The organism is Streptococcus sp. FSL L8-0526 (genome assembly GCF_038007145.1).
Taxonomy (GTDB): domain Bacteria; phylum Bacillota; class Bacilli; order Lactobacillales; family Streptococcaceae; genus Streptococcus; species Streptococcus thermophilus.
The window spans coordinates 403,230-420,112 of record NZ_JBBOWP010000001.1; the positions used below are offsets into that span (position 1 = coordinate 403,230).

Here is a 16,883-nt window from a genome sequence, read left to right on the forward strand (position 1 = left end):
TGCTTTTTACATAATTAAGATAGATATAAACTTATTAAAGTTATTTTTTTGCTATATTGCAACATTTTACAATAATAACAGAATAAACTGGACGATCGTCCACTTTTTTTATAAAATAAACTCAACCCAAATGGTTTAGTTATTTAATTAATAGTTGAAGGAGGTATCGTTCTTTGGATGAATTGTATGCAAGAGTAAGTAGTACAACTAAACAAAAGTTATATCAGTTCATTAAGGATTGTGATATTTCTTTGCTAAACTATCATTTCGACCACTATTTTCAGTTTTGTATTCAAAAAAATAATATTCAAGTGATTCCTCACCATTTCTCAAATCATAAAATCGAAGGACTAACTTTTGTTGATGAATTAGGAACTAGTTTCTCTTATGAAAGAGATAACCCAAAAGTAAAACAAAATTTCACACTTTATCATGAATTAGGTCATTTCATTCTTAAACATGATGGAAATTATTTTGCAGAATCAATTGATAATCATGAGAACTTACCCGAGCGAGAGGCGAATATCTTTTCTGCTGTGGTATTGATGCCAGATATTGTCCTTTTATCAAAAATCTACTATAGTTGTGATTCTTTTCATCAAGTACAAAATAGTCTTCAAGTTTCAAAACAGGCTTTATTTTTTCGTCTTTTGGACTTATTACGAGAATATTATCCAGATAATGATAGTGAAATAAAACAAGCAGTTGATATATATATTGAAGGGAATAACGCTTCTATTTATCATTTGTTTCATGATATTAGAGAACAAATTATAGAGGAGTTCCATCAGTTTCAACCTTCCCTTATTAATCAGGTTAAGCAGAGAGTGAGTAAACTAGGTTTTACAACTAGTCAAGAATATCCAGATTTATTGAATCAAGACAACTGGAAAGCAATCAAGGAAGAAAATATTAATTTAAAAGCGTGGCTTATTTATAATAAAGGAAAGTCGATTGCGTATGTTTGGGATAAAGAAAAATTCTCAGATGAAGAGGCAAGGAAAAAAGCAGAATTACAATTATTATTAATGTGAGGTGAACTATGTATCAGCCAGAAAAACTTAAAGCTCGTAGAAAAGAGCTAAAAATGACCCAAAAAGATATTGCAGATCAATTAGGAATCAGCTATCAAGCCTACTCTGCATGGGAACGTGGAGTGAAAGAACCATCTAAAGAGAAAGTAAAGCGACTAGAACAAATACTCAAAGTACCAAGAGGTTATTTTACAGAAATTGAGATTGTTCGTCTGTATAATACATTGTCGAATAAAGGTAAAAATCAAGTAGTAGAATATGCACGTGACTTGGTGCAAAAAGAGAAAACACAACAAGTAATATCAGTTTCAGAAAATCTCTATGAGTACCATGTATATGAAAAAATGTCTGCTGGTATTGGTGCATCCGTTTATGACAATCGAAATTACGATACCGTCTACTTTAACGAAGAGCTGGCACATGATTTTGCTTCATGGATATCGGGGGATTCAATGGAGCCAAAATATCAAAATGGGTCTGTAGCACTTATCCGTGAGACAGGTTTTGATTATGATGGAGCAGTCTATGCTGTAGTATGTAATAACCAAACCTATATTAAACGAGTTTACCGTGAAGAAGATGGTCTTCGCTTGGTTTCTATTAATCCAAAATATAAGGATATCTTTATCACTTATGACGAAGATCCACGAGTAGTAGGAATTATTGTTGGGAATTTTATACCATTGAAAGAAGGTTGAAGAAATGGATAGAAGGTCTTTATATGCAAGTGATTTACAAATAGACTACTTTTCTGAGAGCTACTCACATTTTGAGGAGGATTTTCAAAGGTACTCTAACATGAGTGTTCCACTAACATTTTTGACCGATGATATTCTTCGAACGATGGCATTATGTCACACTAACTATTTCAGATTAAATCAAGAAAATGCTAAAGATGGAAGGAATCATTATTTTGTTTTTAAAGTAAAGCAAAGGCAAGAGATGAAAAACATAAGGATATTTGAGTATAGCCACCATTCGTTAAACTTAGAAGGAAAATAAAAATAGGGGAAAGCCAGTATTCTCCTCCCATAGTTTTAATCAGATTACCAAAAAAACGCTTGAAATCAGCGTTTTTTCTTTTGTATTGATTCGAAATGGCCCCTTATTTTGCCTAAGTAGGTGAAGGAGCATATTCTTAGAGCTATTTGAAGTTGTGATTAATATTAAATAGGCCAAGAACTAAATCTCGAAGTTCACTTGCACTAAAGACTTCATAAGTAGGCATTTCTTCTTTCTCTTTTGCTATCTGTCTGTTTCTATGATTGAACCAGATAGGATGCCATCCAGCGTTATAACTTCCTTCAATATCATTGATAAACGTATCTCCGATGTATAGGCTTTCTGAAGGTAAGAAATTTAACTTTTTGGCAGTATAGTCAAAGATTTCTTGTTGTGGTTTGCTATACCCTGTGGTCTGACTAATAATGATTTTTTTCTTTTCAAAATATTGATAGGCACCAATAAGTTGGAGTTTTCGACTCTGTAAGTCAACAGGGCCATTAGTTAGAATACCTATTGGGATGTGGTTTTCATGTAGAGCCAGTAGTAGTTGATGTATCTCAGGAATCATCGTAATCTGATCGAGTTCATATTCATAGTCAGCTTGGAAGTCTAGAGCTTCTGTCCTAGAAATACTATCGATGCTAAATTCTTCCATAGTCTTCTGACAGCGAAAAATTCTAAGCTGCTCAATACTGATGAGTTTTTTCGTGTATTTAGGAAAAGCAACATCAGACCAATATCTGAAACGTTTGTAAATGTTATCTATTTGTTGGATATCAATCGTCGGAAAACATTTCTCAACGCTACGTTTAAAGGGGAGTTGATGGTCATAAAGAGTGTCATCAAGGTCAAAAATAATATTTTTATAAGTCATAATTCTAGTCCGCTTTTAAAATAGTAGTGTACTGGCTAAATTCCTCTAAGTGTTGAGGGCTAATCTGGTTATCTGTAATGATGGTATCGAGTTGATCTAGATTATAGAAGTTAAAGAAATCGTATCGATCGAATTTAGTACTGTCTACTAATAAGAATTTTTCTACAGCATTGTTTAGGGCAAGTTTTTGAATCACACCTTCCTTGTCACTATATGTAGCAATAGAATTATGGGTAACAGCATTTGCACTAACAAAAGCTTTGGCAAATCTCATTGCTTTTAAATTTGTCGAAGCCATTGAACCTACAAACGCTCCAGTTATTTCTCTATATTCACCGCCAAGAAGCAATAAATCAATGGTTTCGCTATCATTTAGAATCAAGAACACAGGAAGACTATTTGTAATGACACGAATTTTATAACATTTACGACCTTTCAATTCTAATGCCAGTTGTTCAAGTGTAGTTACGGGTCCAATAAAAATAGTATCGCCATCTTTGATTAAAGAGCAGGCTTTTTTAGCAATGTCAACTTTTTCTTTTGTATATAGACTTTTCTTCTCGATATGTGTCTTTTCAAGTGGCTTTTTAGAGGAAAGCAATTGTGCACCACCGTGAGTACGTGTTAAAAGTCCATCAGCTTCTAGAGTATCAAGGTCTCTACGGGCTGTCATATCGGAAATATCTAGTTCATCTATTATTTCTTTTATGGTTATGGTCCCATCAATCTTTAACATATCTAAAATTTTTTCTAATCGTCGTTTTTTGTTCATATGAAGACTCTTCTTTCATAAAGTAATTTTTTTCCAAAGATAATTTTCTTTTAATTGTATCATAAAAGACAATATTTTTAAGGTAAAACAAACAATTTCAAATAAAAACAAACGTTAGATGATGAAATAAGAATAGAGGATTGACGTATATTAGCTTAGGTCAGATTCTGTATAAGACGAAAATAAAGTAGGACCTCTTAATCAGTAAGTTATAGAAAGTAAAAGACTTTTGTAATACTTGAATAGATATTTCACGTCTATTTTGTGATGGATTAAATGAACAAAAATGAACAATAATTCAACGGTGTTATTTATTTAAAAAAAAAATAAATAAAAAACAAAAAATAAACAAAAAAATAAACAAAAATCGTTGTTTTTTGTTTGAATGTTTGATATTATATAAACAAAGAAATGATGAAAACGTTTTCTCGAACATTTTGTAAAATGTTTTCTACTTCTACGTAGCATTTCTTTCTAAAATTTAGGAGGTGGTCAAAATGGCTATTGTTGTTGGTGCAGATCTCAAAGGTACGAGATTAAAAGATGTTGTGAAAAATTTTCTTGTAGAAGAAGGTTTTGAGGTAATTGATGTGACTAAGGACGGACAAGATTTTGTTGATGTTACCTTGGCAGTTTCCTCTGAAGTAAATAAAGATGAGCAAAACTTAGGTATTGTAATTGATGCTTATGGAGCTGGTCCATTCATGGTAGCAACTAAAATTAAAGGTATGGTTGCAGCAGAAGTTTCAGATGAACGCACAGCTTATATGACACGTGCACATAACAATGCACGAATGATCACGGTTGGCGCTGAAATCGTCGGTGGTGAGCTTGCTAAAAACATCGCTAAAAATTTCGTCAATGGTAAATATGAAGGCGGACGTCATCAAATCCGTGTAGATATGCTTAACAAGATGTGTTAAGAAAGGGAGTTAAGGAATGAGAATCGCAATTGGATGTGACCACATTGTCACAGATGAAAAAATGGCAGTATCAGAATTCTTGAAATCAAAAGGACATGAGGTCCTTGATTTCGGGACATATGACCACGCACGTACTCACTACCCTATCTATGGTAAAAAAGTCGGTGAAGCAGTAGTAAGTGGTCAAGCAGACTTGGGAGTATGTATCTGTGGTACAGGTGTCGGCATTAACAATGCAGCCAATAAAGTTCCAGGTGTTCGCTCAGCGTTGGTTCGTGATATGACATCAGCTATATATGCAAAAGAAGAGTTAAATGCGAATGTTATCGGTTTCGGAGGAAAGATTACTGGTGGTTTTCTTATGAATGACATCATTGAAGCTTTCATTGAAGCTGAGTACAAACCAACAGAAGAAAATAAAAAATTGATTGCAAAAATCGAACACGTTGAAACACATGATGCACATCAAGCAGATGAAGATTTCTTTACAGAATTTCTTGAGAAATGGGACCGTGGTGACTACCACGATTAAGGTATAACAAATGATTCTGACAGTCACACTAAATCCTTCAGTAGACATCACTTATCCTCTAGAAACATTGAAAATTGATACAGTGAATAGGGTGAAAGATGTTAGTAAGACAGCTGGTGGAAAAGGCTTAAATGTTACTAGAGTCTTGTATGAATCTGGTGATAAAGTTACTGCTATAGGTTTCTTAGGTGGTAAAATTGGTGAATTTATTGAAAGCGAATTAGAACAATCTCCTGTTAGTCCAGCTTTTTATAAATTCTCAGGAAACACTAGAAACTGTATTGCTATCTTACACGAGGGTAACCAAACAGAAATTTTGGAACAAGGACCAATAATTTCTCATGAAGAAGCAGAAGGCTTTCTTGACCACTATAGCAATCTTATTAAACAATCAGAAGTTGTGACAATTTCAGGAAGTTTACCTTCAGGACTTCCCAACGATTATTATGAAAAACTTATCCAACTTGCTTCGGATGAAGGAGTAGCAGTCGTTTTGGATTGTTCAGGTGCACCTCTTGAAACAGTTCTAAAATCGTCAGCTAAACCTACTGCCATCAAACCTAATAATGAGGAACTTTCACAGTTGCTTGGAAAAGAAGTAACAAAAGATATTGAAGAACTCAAAGGCGTTCTTAAAGAGTCACTTTTTAGTGGTATCGAATGGATAGTGGTCTCATTAGGTCGAAACGGTGCCTTTGCAAAACATGGTGATGTTTTCTATAAGGTAGATATTCCTGATATCCCAGTTGTTAATCCAGTCGGATCAGGGGACTCAACGGTAGCTGGTATTGCATCAGCTTTAAATAGTAAAAAAAGTGACGCTGACTTATTAAAACATGCGATGACATTGGGTATGTTAAATGCTCAAGAAACAATGACAGGGCATGTGAATATGACTAATTACGAAACACTAAACTCACAAATTGAAGTAAAAAAGGTATAAAAATGGTACTTACAGAACAGAAACGCAAATCTTTGGAAAAAATTTCAGATAAAAACGGTGTTATCTCAGCTTTGGCATTTGACCAGCGTGGTGCTTTGAAACGTTTGATGGCACAGTATCAAGATACAGAACCAACTGTAGCTCAAATGGAAGAACTAAAGGTTTTGGTTGCTGATGAACTTTCAAAATACGCTTCTTCAATGTTGCTTGACCCTGAATATGGAATTCCAGCAACAAAAGCGTTAGATAAAGAAGCGGGTCTTCTTCTTGCCTATGAAAAGACAGGTTATGATACATCAAGTACAAAACGTTTGCCTGACTGCTTGGATGGTTGGTCTGCAAAACGTATCAAAGAGCAAGGCGCTGATGCCGTTAAGTTCTTACTTTACTATGATGTAGACAGCTCAGAAGAACTTAACCAACAAAAACAAGCTTATATTGAACGTGTTGGTTCTGAATGTGTCGGTGAAGATATTCCTTTCTTCTTGGAAATCCTTGCTTATGATGAAGAAATCTCAGATGCAGGTTCTGTTGAATATGCAAAAGTTAAACCTCGCAAAGTCATTGAAGCGATGAAAGTTTTCTCTGATCCACGCTTTAACATTGATGTTCTTAAAGTAGAAGTACCAGTTAACGTTAAATATGTCGAAGGTTTTGCTGAGGGTGAAGTGGTTTACAGTAAAGCTGAAGCTGCTGACTTCTTTAAAGCACAAGAAGAAGCTACTAACCTTCCATACATCTACCTAAGTGCAGGTGTATCTGCTAAATTGTTCCAAGAAACATTGCAATTTGCTCACGACTCAGGTGCCAAGTTTAATGGTGTCCTTTGTGGACGTGCAACTTGGGCAGGATCTGTAGAGCCTTACATCAAAGATGGTGAAACAGCAGCTCGTGAATGGTTGCGTACAACTGGATTCGAAAATATTGACGAACTTAATAAAGTTCTTGTTAAAACAGCTAGTCCATGGACTGATAAAGTATAGTAAAAAGACAAAACAGAGGATATTGTTATGAACAGAGAAGAGATGACTCTCTTAGGGTTTGAAATTGTTGCTTATGCTGGCGACGCTCGCTCTAAACTTTTAGAAGCGCTTAAGGCAGCTGAAAATGGTGATTTCGCTAAGGCAGATAGTCTTGTAGTAGAAGCAGAAAGTCGCATTGCAGAGGCTCACAATTCTCAGACAGCTATGTTGGCTCGAGAAGCTTCTGGGGAAGAGCTTCCATACAGTATTACTATGATGCATGGTCAGGATCACTTGATGACTACGGTCTTGTTAAAAGATGTGATCCATCACTTTATCGAACTTTATAAAAGAGGAGCAAAATAATGCATAAACTCATTGAACTTATTGAGAAAGGGAAACCATTCTTTGAGAAAATCTCTCGAAATATCTATCTCCGTGCTATTCGTGATGGATTTATCGCTGGTATGCCAGTCATCCTTTTCTCATCTATCTTTATCCTTATTGCCTATGTGCCAAATGCTTGGGGCTTTCACTGGTCTAAAGGTGTTGAAACTTTCTTGATGACTCCTTACAGCTATTCAATGGGTATCCTAGCATTCTTTGTTGGTGGTACTACCGCTAAAGCTTTGACGGACTCGATGAACCGTGACCTACCTGCGACTAATCAAATTAACTTCTTGTCTACAATGCTAGCATCTATGGTTGGTTTCCTTTTGATGGCAGCTGAACCTGCTAAAGAAGGAGGCTTCTTGACAGCCTTCATGGGTACAAAAGGTCTCTTGACAGCATTTATCGCAGCCTTTGTGACAGTTAATGTTTATAAAGTCTGTGTAAAAAATAATGTTACCATTCGTATGCCTGAAGAGGTTCCACCAAATATCTCTCAAGTATTTAAGGACTTGATTCCGTTCACTGTCTCAGTTGTTCTCCTATATGGACTTGAACTCCTTGTTAAGGGAACTCTTGGTGTAACTGTTGCAGAATCAATTGGTACCCTTCTTGCTCCTCTTTTCTCAGCTGCAGATGGTTACCTTGGAATTACTCTTATCTTTGGTGCTTATGCCTTCTTCTGGTTTGTTGGTATCCACGGTCCTTCAATTGTCGAACCAGCAATCGCTGCTATCTCTTATGCCAATATCGATGCCAACTTGCATCTTATCCAAGCTGGACAACATGCAGATAAAGTTATCACTTCTGGTACTCAAATGTTTATTGCTACCATGGGTGGTACAGGAGCGACATTGGTTGTTCCATTCTTGTTCATGTGGATTTGTAAATCAGAACGTAACCGTGCCATCGGACGTGCCTCAGTTGTTCCAACATTCTTTGGGGTTAACGAGCCAATCTTATTTGGTGCACCAATCGTATTGAATCCGATTTTCTTTGTACCGTTCATTTTAGCTCCGATTGTCAACGTTTGGATCTTTAAATTCTTTGTTGACACATTGAACATGAACTCATTCTCTGCCAACCTTCCATGGGTTACTCCTGGTCCGTTGGGAATTGTACTCGGTACTAACTTCCAAGTTCTATCATTTATCTTAGCCGGACTCTTGATAGTTGTTGATACTATCATTTATTACCCATTTGTTAAGGTATACGATGAACAAATTCTTGAAGAAGAACGTTCTGGTAAAACAAACGATGCTCTTAAAGAAAAAGTAGCTACAAACTTCAATACTGCTAAAGCAGATGCCGTTCTTGAAAAAGCAGGCGTTGCTAAAGAAGATGTAGTAGCAGACAATAACATCACAGAAGAAATTAATGTCCTTGTTCTTTGTGCAGGTGGAGGTACAAGTGGCTTGCTTGCCAATGCCTTGAACAAAGCAGCAGCAGAATACAATGTTTCAGTCAAAGCGGCAGCGGGTAGTTACGGTGCTCACCGTGAAATGTTGCCAGAGTTTGACTTGGTTATCTTGGCTCCACAGGTCGCTTCAAACTTCGATGATATGAAGGCTGAAACAGATAAATTGGGCATTAAACTTGCAAAAACTGATGGAGCTCAATATATCAAATTGACACGTGATGGACAAGCTGCTCTTGCATTTGTTCAACAACAATTTGATTAATAAATTTGTAAAAGTTATTTGAGACGAGATTATTCTTTCAATTCCTGATAATATTGTTAACCATATCATATTATTTCATTTCCTTGGTTTTCGGAACTCAGAATCTTGTCTCAAATACTCTTTTTGAAAGGATTTATAGTTATGACTAAAACACTCCCTAAAGATTTTATTTTTGGTGGTGCTACATCTGCTTATCAAGCAGAAGGTGCGACTCACACAGATGGTAAAGGCCCAGTTGCATGGGATAAGTATCTTGAAGATAATTATTGGTACACGGCAGAGCCTGCAAGTGATTTTTACCATAAATATCCTGTTGATTTAAAATTAGCTGAAGAATATGGCCATAATGGTATTCGTATTTCAATTGCTTGGTCTCGTATTTTTCCAACTGGCTATGGCGAAGTAAATGAAAAAGGTGTTGAATTCTACCACAATCTTTTTGCTGAGTGCCACAAACGTCATGTTGAGCCATTTGTGACTTTGCACCATTTTGACACACCAGAAGCTCTTCACTCAGATGGAGATTTCTTAAACCGCGAAAATATAGAACACTTTGTAGATTATGCTGCTTTCTGTTTTGAAGAGTTCCCAGAGGTAAACTATTGGACAACTTTCAATGAAATTGGCCCAATTGGTGAAGGTCAATACTTGGTTGGTAAATTCCCTCCAGGCATTCAATATGATCTTGCTAAAGTTTTCCAATCACACCACAACATGATGGTTTCTCATGCACGTGCTGTGAAATTGTATAAAGATAAAGGTTATGAAGGTGAAATTGGTGTAGTGCATGCTCTACCAACCAAATACCCTTATGATCCAGAAAATCCGGCAGATGTTCGTGCCGCTGAATTAGAAGATATCATCCATAACAAATTTATATTGGATGCAACCTACCTTGGACACTATTCAGATAAAACGATGGAAGGTGTCAACCACATCCTAGCTGAAAATGGTGGAGAACTTGATCTTCGTGATGAAGATTTCCAAGCACTTGAAGCAGCTAAAGATTTGAACGATTTCCTTGGTATCAACTACTACATGAGTGATTGGATGCAAGCCTTTGATGGTGAGACTGAAATCATTCACAATAGTAAGGGTGAAAAAGGAAGTTCTAAGTACCAAATTAAAGGTGTTGGTCGTCGAATTACACCAGATTATGTGCCTAGAACAGATTGGGATTGGATTATTTATCCTGAAGGCTTGTATGACCAAATCATGCGAGTAAAAAATGATTATCCAAACTACAAGAAGATTTACATCACTGAGAATGGTCTTGGATACAAAGATGAGTTTGTAGATAATACTGTTTATGATGATTATCGTATTGATTACGTGAAGAAACACTTGGAAGTTTTATCAGACGCAATTGCAGATGGTGCAAATGTTAAAGGTTACTTCATCTGGTCACTTATGGATGTCTTCTCATGGTCAAACGGATACGAAAAACGTTATGGACTATTCTATGTAGACTTTGACACGCAAGAACGTTATCCTAAGAAATCAGCTCATTGGTATAAGAAAGTAGCAGAAACTCAAGTGGTAGAGTAATATCACTTGAAAATGTAAAATATTGTTATCTGATACTTTAGAAAAAGTACAATACTTATTTAGGTCAGGCTTTGAAAAGGTATATATTGTTAGTTTCGAAGATTGTCCTATGATTCCTAAGCTTGAAGCTATCTCGTTGCTAAAATGTGGTAAATGATATGTTTCAACTGGAAAAGAGTTGATTTGCCATTCTGATTTAGAGTTATCAGCATTTGAATGGGAATTTTTACAATCACTCGATGTAGAAATACGTGAGACTGTTCACTTCGAGGTAAATTATTTGCCTTTCCAATAATAAAAAGAAAGGAATTAGTTGTGACTATCGAATTAAAAAACGAGTATCTTACTGTTCAGTTTAAAACACTTGGTGGTCAACTGACTTCGATTAAAGATAAGGATGGGATAGAGTATCTCTGGCAAGCTGATCCAAAATATTGGAATGGACAGGCGCCTATTCTATTTCCTATCTGTGGTAGTTTACGAAATGATTGGGCTATTTATAGACCTCAAGAAAGACCCTTTTTTACAGGTCTTATTCGTAGACATGGTTTTGTTCGAAAAGAAGAATTTACTCTGGAAGAAGTTAATGATAATAGCGTGACCTTCAGTATTAAACCAAATGCTGATATGCTTGATAATTACCTATATCAGTTTGAACTTAGAGTTGTTTATACCTTGAATGGTAAATCAATTAGAACCGAATTTCAGGTGACGAACTTGGAAACGGAAAAAACAATGCCTTACTTTATTGGAGCTCATCCAGCATTCAATTGTCCTTTAGTAGAAGGCGAAAACTATGAGGATTATTATATTGAATTTAGGGAGGTTGAGTCGTGCTCGATACCAAAGAGTTTTCCTGAGACAGGGTTATTAGATTTACAAGATCGGACACCTTTTTTGGAAAATCAAAAGATTCTCGATTTGGATTACTCACTTTTTTCCCATGATGCCATTACACTTGACCAGCTCAAATCTCGCAGCGTGACACTTCGGTCAAGGAAGTCTGACAAAGGTCTTCGAGTAGATTTTGATGATTTTCCTAACTTGATTCTGTGGTCAACAACTAATAAGAGCCCATTCATTGCTTTGGAGCCTTGGAGTGGTCTCTCCACATCACTTGAAGAAGGTAATTTCTTAGAAGATAAAAGACAGGTAACGAAGGTTTCACCTCAAGAAACTTCTAGAAAAACCTACGATATTACGATCCTTAATTAAAATTAGGATACTGTCAATAATTATGTGTAAACACTCAAGTAGAGTTGAAGAATGTTAATCAAATAAGCTTTCAAGTGTGTCAGCACATTGGCCAAACCCTTTATGGATGCGTTGATTTTGCTTGAAATTATAATCTTCAAACAGGGTAACTAAATAACGTCCCAGAGCCTCCTCGTTAGGAAAAAGAATCTTCTTTTTCGTTTGACGTTTGATCTCTTTGTTAAGAGACTCAATGAGGTTTGTCGAATAAATGCTATGCCAAATCTGGTAGGGAAACTGATAAAAAGTTAAAAGATTATCCGTATTCTCCAGACTTTCCATGACTTTCCTATACTTTGGTTTCCATTCGGAGATAAAGTTCTCTAAAGCTTGCACTGCCATTTCTAAATTTTCAGCACGATAAATCGTTTTAAATTGCTCCAGAATAACCGCTCTATCTGCTCGTTTCACTTTACTAGCTAGATTTCGACTAATATGAATTAAGCAACGTTGTTGTTTAGCTAATGGGTAAGCCTGATTGATAATCTCTTCAAGCCCCTTGAAGCCATCGGTCACTACAAGAGAAACCTGTTGGATTCCTTGGTTTTGAAGCTTGTCTAACAGGGTGGACCAAGAAGCATTGTTTTCATTTGGGGCGATTTCATATCCAAGAACAGCCTTCTGTCCTTCTGGTGTAATGCCAAGTGCGATATGAATACATTCTTTACTAACGGTTCCACGTCTTAATGGAAGATAGGTTCCGTCAAGAAATAAAACAGAGTAATTGGCTTCTAAGCTTCGCTCATGAAAAGTAGCGACATTCTCCTGAGTTGCTTTTGAGATATTAGAAATTGTGGCAGGACTATAGTGATGACCATACATTCGCTCGATGATATCACTAATTTCTCGAGTCGTTACACCGGTTTGATAGAGTTTGATAACCATCTCTTCCAAGTGGTCATCTCGACGTCCATAAGCGGGAAGCAAAGCTGGACTAAAGTTCCCATTACGATCTCTAGGAATACTCAACTGAACAGTCCCATATTTGGTTTCGAATTTCCGTGCATAGCTTCCGTTACGACTATTCCCAGAATTATAGCCTAATTTATCGTAAGGTTCATACCCTAAAAAGGCTGATAACTCTGCTTGAAGCAGATCATTCATAGCTGTTTCAAGAGAAGTACGGAAAAATTCATCAATATCTTGCTTTTGGGCTAGGAAGTTAAGTAGTTCTGTGGTAAACTGAGTCATAGTAATAAATCTCTTTCTAGTAATGTTTTGCAACTCTACTATAACGGATTTATTCCTTTTTGTGTTTACACAACTTATTTTACACTACCTTTTTACAAGGTTGTAATATAACAAAAGATTGATAATGTAAAATAATATCTATTTAAAATTATTTTATTGTAAAAATATTATGCAGAAAATAAAAAAAGAAACACATTAAATTGTATCTCTTTTTATTTATAAAACTTATCTTTGAAGAAGTAATTTATAACTTTTCCAAAATAATATTCTTTCAAAGCAAGGTATTGAGAGGATTTAACACTTTTTCATGGGATATGAATTCATACATAATACCTGCTTCCTTAATGTAAAAATTAAACTTATCGAAGCCATTTCTTTTATAAAAATCTTTTCTTTTAATTCTTTGCTCATTATTAGTAGCAGAGGAATCTATTTTTTCAAAGGTTAGACAGATAGCATAATTAGAATATTTTTTCTTAATTTCTTCTAAAACTTGACCACCATATCCTTTTGACCTAAGGGAATCATCGATGGCAAAGTAGGATATAAAAGTCAACTTATCATGCTTAACCAGATAGATCATACTAATCCAAGAATCATCATCATAAATACTTAAAAAATCGACATTTTCATCTTTAGTTTTTGTCATGAAAAAGAAAAAAGGTAATCTTTTCTCTGCTGGAAATGCTTTTAAATAAAGATTTTTCAGTTGATCTTTTTCTTTTTTATCTGTATTATATTTGGTTACTCTTTTAAATTTAATCATACTTTCTACTTTCAATTATACTTTCATTCATTATACATTTTTCTTGAAAACTTTTCTAAATTACTAAATTTCTGTGATAGAATTATTATTATAAAGGTTAAAGGAAACATGAGATAAATATAGCAGTTTATTGTGGAGTAAGTTTAGGGAACAATCTAGCCTATGAGAATGTAGCAGTTGAGCTGGGTAAATGGATTGCTGCAAACAATAATAGCTTGATTTACGGTGATGGCAATGTTGGTCTTATGGGAATTCTTGCCGATACTGTGATAGATAGTGGTTCTAAGGTAATTGGGATTATGCCTACTTTTTTACAAGAAAGAGAATTAGCTCATGATAAGTTAGATAGTCTTGAAATTGTAGAAAATATGTCCCTTAGAAAGCAAAGAATGCTTAAATTATATGATGTTTGCCTTGCCATTCCTGGTGGACCAGGAACTTTAGAAGAAATAGCTGAAGCATATTCATGGATTAGGGTTGGGCAAAGTTCAAGTCCATGTATCTTCTTGAATATCAATAGTTACTATGATCTACTTGAACAATTCTTTGATAAAATGGTAGAAGAAGGATTTTTAAGTTTGGTTGATCGAAAAGCCTTGAAATTTGTTAGTGGAATTGATGAGCTAGATCAGTTAATTAAGTCTTATAAAAATATCTAGATCAGTTAATTAAGTCTTATAAAAATATAAATAATGATAAATAAAAAAATCTTAGTTTCCTAAGATTTTTTTGTATATTAATGTGCTTTCTTTCTGATGCGAGCAACGGGATCTAATTTCTTTTCAATAATCCCCATTCCCCAGTCAGCTAGAATAGCCATAAGAGCTGTTGGTAAGGCACCGGCAAGGATTATAGCTCCTCCATTTGTGGCATTGGTACCACGGATGATGATGTCTCCAAGTCCACCAGCTCCGACGAAGGCTCCAATTGCAACAACTCCAATAGCCATAACAAGTGCATTTCTGATACCTGCCATGATTACTGAGATTGAAAGTGGAAGTTCAATCATAAATAGGCTTTGCCACTTATTCATTCCCATTCCACGACCTGCATCCAATACATTTTTATCGACCTGCCTAATCCCTGTGTAAGTATTAGTAAGGATAGGTAGTAGTGAATAAAGGAAGGTAGCAATCAATACAATTTTAACCCCAAGACCAAAGGCCAACATTAGCATGGAAACCATGGCTAGAGAAGGAACTGTTTGAATGATACTTGCAAGTCTAATAACCCAGTGGGCCATTTTCTTTCTGCGTGCGATGTAGATACCAATTGGTATGGCAACTGCAGCAGCAAAGAGTACCCCGTAAATTGAGATAAGGAAATGTCTTATGAATTGATGGAAGACATAGGCTCCATTTTCCTGGAAGTAGACAATAAATTGTTCAAATAGGTTCATATTTTCCATTTATTTTACCTCCTTATCTTCAAAGTAATTATGTTTTTCAAGGAATTCACGGGCTACAACAGATGGCTCTTTCAAGTTGTTATCAGCCTCGTAATTTAGTTTTTGCATTTCTTTAGTATCGATTGTATTTGTTAATTTTTCCAAAGCTTTCTTCACTTCTGGTTCCTGTTCAAGAAGCTTGTTGTCAACTACAGCACAGGCATCGTAAGCGGGGAAGAAGTGTTTATCATCTTCAAGCATGACCAAATCATAGCTACTGATACGTCCATCAGTGGTATAACCTAAAACGACGTCCATTTTCTTTTCAGCAACAGCCGTATAAACTAGACCAATCTGCATGGTATGAAGATTGTCAAAGCCAAAACCGTAAGCCTTCTTGAATCCTTCATATCCATCCCCTTCACGGGTTCTCCACGCAGTGTCTACACCAACAGTTAACTTGTCCTTATATTTTTCCATGTCGCTAATTTTCTTCAAATTATACTTTTTAGCTGTATCTTTACGTACAAGATAAACATAAGAATTGGCGAATCCATAAGTGGGCATCCAAGTTTGATTGAATTTTTTTTCGAATTCATCATGAACAATATTCCATGCCTTTTTGGGATCACTTTCTGCTGGTAGTCCTAGAGTTGTTGTAAGGTCAGTACCAGTGTATCGTGCTGCAGAAATTTGTGCATCTCCGTCAAGCATGGCCTGATGGTTGATGGTAACTGTGGCAAGATTGTTGAGTACACGGGTATCACGTCCTGTATAGTGAGTAACCATGTCAGCAACCATACTACCAAGAGTTTGATACTCTGATGTAATTCCACCTGCAACTACTATTTGATTATTTTCAGTTTTTGGAGGTATAATTGTGAAGTAGCCCCATAAAAGAACACCAATAGAAATGGCTCCTATTAATATAGTTTTTATATGTTTCATAATCTTAGCTCTCCCTTTCTTTTTTGATACCTAAAGGCCGTAATCTTTTCTTGGAATTTAGTTAGAAGCATGTCTACTAAAAGTGCAAGTAAGATTACAGGGATTGTTCCTGCAAATATCAGGGCAGGTTGGTAATTATAAAGTCCACTAAAGATTAGATCTCCAAGTCCCCCTGCACCGATAAATGAAGCAAGAGTAGCCCAAGAAATTACATAAACAGCAGATAAGTGAATACCAGCCATGATAGTTGGGAAGGCTAAGGGAAGTTCTACTGAACGAATAGACTGCCAGTTGGTCATTCCCATACCTTTTGCTACGTCTGTATAGTCGTCACTAACTTGACTCATTCCTATATATGTATTCCTCAAGATAGGTAGGAGTGAATAAATAAATAGGGCAACAATAGCAGGAGTTCGACCTACTCCAAAGATTGGTATCATAAGAGTAAGAAGAGCAAGTGAGGGAATTGTTTGCAAGGCACTTACAATATTTATAACTGGTCCTGCAATTTTAGAGTGGCGTGTAAGAATAATTCCTAAAGGTACAGCAACAATAATTCCTAGTAATAGGGCAAAGAAAGAGATGTACAGATGTTCTCCTGTTTTACTTAAAATTTCATCTCCATATTCTCCCATGAAAGCTTGAAATTTAGCACTAAATTCAGCCATATCA

At 35.7% G+C, this 16,883-nt stretch carries 19 protein-coding genes and 1 pseudogene; 13 read left to right on the top strand and 7 right to left on the bottom strand.

The genetic code is table 11. From position 1 onward, the window contains the following. Positions 1 to 173: 173 nt before the first annotated feature. Genes NSQ85_RS02265 through NSQ85_RS02275 form a run of 3 tightly spaced genes read left to right on the top strand, consistent with a single transcriptional unit; the run spans position 174 to position 2,036 of the window. Entirely contained in the window at positions 174 to 1,034 is an 861-nt protein-coding gene (locus NSQ85_RS02265) for an ImmA/IrrE family metallo-endopeptidase (RefSeq protein ID WP_179974075.1), read from the top strand. 8 nt (positions 1,035 to 1,042) lie between these two features. Beyond that, entirely contained in the window at positions 1,043 to 1,732 is a 690-nt protein-coding gene (locus tag NSQ85_RS02270; RefSeq protein WP_179974074.1) for a helix-turn-helix domain-containing protein, read from the top strand. A 4-nt stretch (positions 1,733 to 1,736) separates the two neighbouring features. After that, the gene (locus tag NSQ85_RS02275) at positions 1,737 to 2,036 is read left to right on the top strand and encodes a DUF5960 family protein (protein WP_221339815.1); all 300 of its coding nucleotides are present in this window, start codon (positions 1,737 to 1,739) and stop codon (positions 2,034 to 2,036) included. Positions 2,037 to 2,178: 142 nt separating this feature from the next. Here the strand turns inward: NSQ85_RS02275 and NSQ85_RS02280 are convergent, their stop codons facing one another. Then, positions 2,179 to 2,913, bottom strand: coding sequence for an HAD family hydrolase (locus NSQ85_RS02280; RefSeq protein ID WP_179974073.1), 735 nt, complete (start codon positions 2,911 to 2,913; stop codon positions 2,179 to 2,181). Positions 2,914 to 2,917: 4 nt separating this feature from the next. Next, a complete protein-coding gene (locus NSQ85_RS02285) occupies positions 2,918 to 3,685 on the bottom strand; it encodes a DeoR/GlpR family DNA-binding transcription regulator (protein ID WP_340781072.1) in 768 nt (255 codons plus the stop codon). 497 nt (positions 3,686 to 4,182) lie between these two features. Between NSQ85_RS02285 and lacA the strand changes: the two genes are divergently transcribed. From lacA to NSQ85_RS02330, 9 genes and pseudogenes are all read left to right on the top strand, one after another. After that, on the top strand, positions 4,183 to 4,608 hold the full coding sequence (gene lacA / locus NSQ85_RS02290) for a galactose-6-phosphate isomerase subunit LacA (RefSeq protein WP_179974071.1): 426 nt from the start codon (positions 4,183 to 4,185) through the stop codon (positions 4,606 to 4,608). 16 nt (positions 4,609 to 4,624) lie between these two features. Beyond that, positions 4,625 to 5,140, top strand: a complete 516-nt coding sequence (gene lacB / locus NSQ85_RS02295; protein WP_179974070.1) for a galactose-6-phosphate isomerase subunit LacB — start codon at positions 4,625 to 4,627, stop codon at positions 5,138 to 5,140. Between the two features lie 10 nt (positions 5,141 to 5,150). Continuing rightward, complete coding sequence (gene lacC, locus NSQ85_RS02300) at positions 5,151 to 6,083, top strand: tagatose-6-phosphate kinase (RefSeq protein ID WP_179974069.1); 933 nt, start codon at positions 5,151 to 5,153, stop codon at positions 6,081 to 6,083. 2 nt (positions 6,084 to 6,085) lie between these two features. Continuing rightward, positions 6,086 to 7,066 (top strand): tagatose-bisphosphate aldolase, encoded by a 981-nt coding sequence (gene lacD / locus NSQ85_RS02305; protein WP_179974068.1) that lies wholly within the window; start codon positions 6,086 to 6,088, stop codon positions 7,064 to 7,066. Between the two features lie 27 nt (positions 7,067 to 7,093). Next, positions 7,094 to 7,411, top strand: a complete 318-nt coding sequence (locus NSQ85_RS02310; protein WP_179974067.1) for a PTS lactose/cellobiose transporter subunit IIA — start codon at positions 7,094 to 7,096, stop codon at positions 7,409 to 7,411. Further along, positions 7,411 to 9,117: a lactose-specific PTS transporter subunit EIIC gene (locus NSQ85_RS02315; protein WP_179974066.1), complete on the top strand. Its 1,707-nt coding sequence runs from the start codon at positions 7,411 to 7,413 to the stop codon at positions 9,115 to 9,117. The genes NSQ85_RS02310 and NSQ85_RS02315 overlap by 1 nt, the downstream gene beginning before the upstream one ends. A 141-nt stretch (positions 9,118 to 9,258) precedes the next feature. Further along, a complete protein-coding gene (gene lacG, locus NSQ85_RS02320; RefSeq protein ID WP_179974065.1) occupies positions 9,259 to 10,665 on the top strand; it encodes a 6-phospho-beta-galactosidase in 1,407 nt (468 codons plus the stop codon). Positions 10,666 to 10,687: 22 nt separating this feature from the next. Beyond that, positions 10,688 to 10,960 (top strand): annotated as a pseudogene (locus tag NSQ85_RS02325) (DUF3884 family protein). Positions 10,961 to 10,980: 20 nt separating this feature from the next. After that, positions 10,981 to 11,880 (top strand): aldose 1-epimerase family protein, encoded by a 900-nt coding sequence (locus tag NSQ85_RS02330; RefSeq protein WP_179974064.1) that lies wholly within the window; start codon positions 10,981 to 10,983, stop codon positions 11,878 to 11,880. Positions 11,881 to 11,934: 54 nt separating this feature from the next. On the opposite strand, the gene NSQ85_RS02335 is transcribed toward NSQ85_RS02330, so the two are convergent. Both NSQ85_RS02335 and NSQ85_RS02340 read right to left on the bottom strand, forming a co-directional pair. Then, positions 11,935 to 13,110, bottom strand: coding sequence for an IS256-like element IS1191 family transposase (locus NSQ85_RS02335; protein WP_179972202.1), 1,176 nt, complete (start codon positions 13,108 to 13,110; stop codon positions 11,935 to 11,937). Positions 13,111 to 13,381: 271 nt separating this feature from the next. Continuing rightward, entirely contained in the window at positions 13,382 to 13,876 is a 495-nt protein-coding gene (locus NSQ85_RS02340; RefSeq protein ID WP_179974063.1) for a GNAT family N-acetyltransferase, read from the bottom strand. Positions 13,877 to 13,989: 113 nt separating this feature from the next. Between NSQ85_RS02340 and NSQ85_RS02345 the strand changes: the two genes are divergently transcribed. Next, positions 13,990 to 14,535 carry an LOG family protein gene (locus NSQ85_RS02345; RefSeq protein ID WP_044562984.1) on the top strand — a complete coding sequence of 182 codons (546 nt, stop codon included), beginning with the start codon at positions 13,990 to 13,992 and terminating at the stop codon, positions 14,533 to 14,535. 77 nt (positions 14,536 to 14,612) lie between these two features. On the opposite strand, the gene NSQ85_RS02350 is transcribed toward NSQ85_RS02345, so the two are convergent. From NSQ85_RS02350 to NSQ85_RS02360, 3 genes are read right to left on the bottom strand one after another with little or no spacing between them, the layout of a single operon-like run. Beyond that, positions 14,613 to 15,284 carry an ABC transporter permease gene (locus tag NSQ85_RS02350; protein WP_014293950.1) on the bottom strand — a complete coding sequence of 224 codons (672 nt, stop codon included), beginning with the start codon at positions 15,282 to 15,284 and terminating at the stop codon, positions 14,613 to 14,615. Further along, on the bottom strand, positions 15,285 to 16,211 hold the full coding sequence (locus NSQ85_RS02355) for an osmoprotectant ABC transporter substrate-binding protein (RefSeq protein WP_099412451.1): 927 nt from the start codon (positions 16,209 to 16,211) through the stop codon (positions 15,285 to 15,287). Continuing rightward, positions 16,208 to 16,879, bottom strand: coding sequence for an ABC transporter permease (locus NSQ85_RS02360; RefSeq protein WP_014293951.1), 672 nt, complete (start codon positions 16,877 to 16,879; stop codon positions 16,208 to 16,210). The genes NSQ85_RS02355 and NSQ85_RS02360 overlap by 4 nt, the downstream gene beginning before the upstream one ends. Positions 16,880 to 16,883: the final 4 nt, after the last annotated feature.

Excerpts from the sequence above, each read along its gene's own strand:
- NSQ85_RS02270 (WP_179974074.1), top strand. The coding sequence starts at position 1,043 with ATGTATCAGCCAGAAAAACTTAAAGCTCGTAGAAAAGAGCTAAAAATG.
- NSQ85_RS02275 (WP_221339815.1), top strand. The coding sequence starts at position 1,737 with ATGGATAGAAGGTCTTTATATGCAAGTGATTTACAAATAGACTACTTT.
- NSQ85_RS02280 (WP_179974073.1), bottom strand. The coding sequence starts at position 2,913 with ATGACTTATAAAAATATTATTTTTGACCTTGATGACACTCTTTATGAC.
- NSQ85_RS02285 (WP_340781072.1), bottom strand. The coding sequence starts at position 3,685 with ATGAACAAAAAACGACGATTAGAAAAAATTTTAGATATGTTAAAGATT.
- lacA (WP_179974071.1), top strand. The coding sequence starts at position 4,183 with ATGGCTATTGTTGTTGGTGCAGATCTCAAAGGTACGAGATTAAAAGAT.
- lacB (WP_179974070.1), top strand. The coding sequence starts at position 4,625 with ATGAGAATCGCAATTGGATGTGACCACATTGTCACAGATGAAAAAATG.
- lacC (WP_179974069.1), top strand. The coding sequence starts at position 5,151 with ATGATTCTGACAGTCACACTAAATCCTTCAGTAGACATCACTTATCCT.
- lacD (WP_179974068.1), top strand. The coding sequence starts at position 6,086 with ATGGTACTTACAGAACAGAAACGCAAATCTTTGGAAAAAATTTCAGAT.
- NSQ85_RS02310 (WP_179974067.1), top strand. The coding sequence starts at position 7,094 with ATGAACAGAGAAGAGATGACTCTCTTAGGGTTTGAAATTGTTGCTTAT.
- NSQ85_RS02315 (WP_179974066.1), top strand. The coding sequence starts at position 7,411 with ATGCATAAACTCATTGAACTTATTGAGAAAGGGAAACCATTCTTTGAG.
- lacG (WP_179974065.1), top strand. The coding sequence starts at position 9,259 with ATGACTAAAACACTCCCTAAAGATTTTATTTTTGGTGGTGCTACATCT.
- NSQ85_RS02335 (WP_179972202.1), bottom strand. The coding sequence starts at position 13,110 with ATGACTCAGTTTACCACAGAACTACTTAACTTCCTAGCCCAAAAGCAA.
- NSQ85_RS02340 (WP_179974063.1), bottom strand. The coding sequence starts at position 13,876 with ATGATTAAATTTAAAAGAGTAACCAAATATAATACAGATAAAAAAGAA.
- NSQ85_RS02350 (WP_014293950.1), bottom strand. The coding sequence starts at position 15,284 with ATGGAAAATATGAACCTATTTGAACAATTTATTGTCTACTTCCAGGAA.
- NSQ85_RS02355 (WP_099412451.1), bottom strand. The coding sequence starts at position 16,211 with ATGAAACATATAAAAACTATATTAATAGGAGCCATTTCTATTGGTGTT.
- NSQ85_RS02360 (WP_014293951.1), bottom strand. The coding sequence starts at position 16,879 with ATGGCTGAATTTAGTGCTAAATTTCAAGCTTTCATGGGAGAATATGGA.